Raw genomic sequence first — 3,096 nt, forward strand, 5'->3', positions numbered from 1 at the left:
CAGCTTCCCAAACACTTAGTACCGGCATACCTGAGATTGGTGTACCTGGTTCATTTGCAGCTGGATTTACTGTGTCGTTTGCACCAATAACAAGTACTACGTCAGTATCGCTTAGGTCTTCGTTGATCTCATCCATCTCTAATACGATGTCATAAGGTACTTTTGCTTCAGCAAGTAATACGTTCATGTGACCAGGTAGTCGACCCGCTACTGGGTGAATACCAAAACGTACATTTTTACCTTTAGCACGTAGTCGTTTAGTCAACTCAGCAACAGGGTATTGTGCTTGTGCTACTGCCATACCGTAACCCGGTACAATCACAACGCTTTTAGCTGCCTTTAAGTACTCAGCTACGTCTTGAGCGTTTGCTTCTGTATGTGTTCCGTAATCATGGTCACCAGTCTGTGCAACTTCTTCGTTGCCAAACCCACCAAGAATAACGCTTACAAATGAACGGTTCATTGCTTTACACATAATGTAAGAAAGAATCGCACCACTTGAACCAACTAACGCACCAACAATAATAAGTAGATCATTTGCTAGCATGAAACCAGTTGCAGCCGCTGCCCAACCAGAATACGAGTTAAGCATTGATACAACAACAGGCATATCCGCACCACCGATTGATGCAACTAAATGCCAACCGAATGCAAGTGCAATAATTAGCATGAGGAACAGTTCAAAACCGCCCATTACGCCATTGATAAAGCTAATTAATAATAAAACAGATGAAACAACAACTGCGATATTTAACCAGTTTTTACCCGGTAAGCTAAGTGGTTTACTATTGATTTTACCGCTTAATTTACCGTAGGCTACGATTGAACCAGTAAAGGTAACTGCACCAATGAAGATACCTAAAAACACTTCTACATCATGAATTGTTTTTGCAGCACCAAGCAAAATTCCGTGGTCGAAAAATGAGTTGAAACCAATAATGGTTGCCGCTAAACCAACAAAACTATGAAGAATAGCGATTAGCTCTGGCATTGATGTCATTTCAACTTTTAATGCTAGACGAATACCGATACCGGCACCGATAATCATCAAAACAGCGACAAGAATGTAACTCCAAGCACCTGCATTACCACTATTTACCATTGCTCCGATAGTTGCAATAATTGCAATGCCCATACCGATTATGCCAAATACATTACCGTTTTTAGCGCTTTCTTGGCTACTTAGGCCATTCAAGCTGGCTATGAATAAGATTGCTGCGATGATATAAGCAGCTGTAATTAATCCTTCTGACATAATTATTTATCCTTCTGGAACATTTTCAACATACGGTGTGTAACGGTAAAGCCACCCACTATGTTGATTGTTGCAATTAGTATTGCAAGCATAGCAAGCGCATTTACATACCAGTAATCACTACCAACTTGGAGTAGGGCACCGACTAAAATAATACTGCTGATTGCATTTGTAACACTCATAAGAGGTGTATGAAGAGAATGTGCTACATTCCAAACTACGCCGTAACCGACGATACATGCCAGCATAAATACAGTGAAATGCGCTAAGAAGTCTGTCGGGGCAACACTTGCAAGCCAACCAAATAAGCCTGCTGCTACAATTGCACTAACAGGTTTAATCCATTTGTTTTTTGGTTTTTCTTCTACGATAGCTTTTGGCTCTACAGCTTTAGGGGCTGGTGCAGCGCTAACGTTAATTGCTGGTGGTGGCCAAGATATTTCACCTTCTTTAACTACTGTGGCACCGCGAATAACTTCATCTTCAAAGTCGATATCAATTTGGCCATCTTTGTCTTTGCAAAGTAGCTTCATTAAGTTAACAAGGTTGGTTGAGTAAAGTTGACTAGATTGTGTTGGTAAACGACTAGGTAAGTCTGTGTAACCAATAATCTTAACGCCATTCTCTGTAGTAAATACTTCATCTTTGACAGTTAATGCCGCATTACCGCCAGCAGCTGCAGCTAAATCAACGATAACACTACCGGATTTCATTGAAGCAATCATTTCTTCAGTGATAAGCAGTGGCGCTGGTTTGCCAGGGATAAGTGCTGTGGTGATGATGATGTCAACATCTTTAGCTTGTTCGGCCATCATTGCAGCTTGTGCTTGTTGATAACCTTCACTCATGGTTTTAGCATAACCGGTTGTACTGACTTCGGTTTTCTCGACGTAATCTACTTCAAGAAACTCAGCACCCATACTTTCTACTTGCTCTTTAACTTCTGGGCGAGTATCAAATGCACGGACGATTGCCCCTAAACTACCTGCAGCACCTAATGCGGCAAGACCAGCAACACCGGCTCCGATAATTAATACTTTTGCTGGTGGCACTTTACCTGCAGCAGTAATTTGACCTGTAAAGAAACGACCAAATTGATTCGCAGATTCAATAACTGCACGATAACCTGCAATATTTGCCATTGAACTCAATGCATCAAGCGCTTGTGCGCGCGAGGTTCTTGGCACTGAATCCATTGCTATAACACTAATTTTTTTAGCTTCAAGCTTTTTCAATAATTCAGGATTTTGTGCGGGCCAGATGAAACTAACTAAGGTTGCACCTTGTTTCATTTGTTCTATTTCAGTATCGCTTGGGGCATTAACTTTGAAGATAATATCTGATTGCCATATCAGGGCTGCATCGTTGCTAATTTCAGCGCCAGAGTCTTGATATGCTTGATCAGAAAAGCTCGCAGCAGTCCCAGCGTTTGTTTCGACAAGAAAAGTGAACCCCTGTTTAATTAGTAACTCAACAGTGTTAGGTGTTGCAGCTACTCGGTTTTCATTCTCTTGGATCTCTCTAAGTATACCTATTTGCATAGTAAGTCCATGATCACTTGTTATTATGAACAATTGATATTACAGGACAACAATAAATGTGGAAGTAGATCTGGATCATCCCTGTCGGTTATTTGTTCTTATCAACAGCACATAATGTTAGCTTTGTGATCTAACCTATTGTTTTATAATTTTGAAGAGCAAAATAGAATATCAAAATAAGGGGGGATGTTAGTGGATTGTGCAGAAAGAAGGGGGGAGATAGGGCTTAACTATCTGAATATATACCCATGTTACCTCAAGATGCTTTGTCAGGCACAAGCTCGGTAAGCAGTGCAAGGC

At 41.0% G+C, this 3,096-nt stretch carries 2 protein-coding genes; both read right to left on the bottom strand.

The genetic code is table 11. From position 1 onward, the window contains the following. The coding region (gene pntB / locus QNK26_RS12465; protein ID WP_319223369.1) for a Re/Si-specific NAD(P)(+) transhydrogenase subunit beta at positions 1 to 1,255 on the bottom strand (1,255 nt) is incomplete at its 3' end. A 2-nt stretch (positions 1,256 to 1,257) separates the two neighbouring features. Next, a complete protein-coding gene (locus QNK26_RS12470; protein ID WP_319223371.1) occupies positions 1,258 to 2,796 on the bottom strand; it encodes a Re/Si-specific NAD(P)(+) transhydrogenase subunit alpha in 1,539 nt (512 codons plus the stop codon). Positions 2,797 to 3,096: the final 300 nt, after the last annotated feature.

It is taken from the genome of Moritella sp. (assembly GCF_033791185.1).
Lineage (GTDB): Bacteria > Pseudomonadota > Gammaproteobacteria > Enterobacterales > Moritellaceae > Moritella.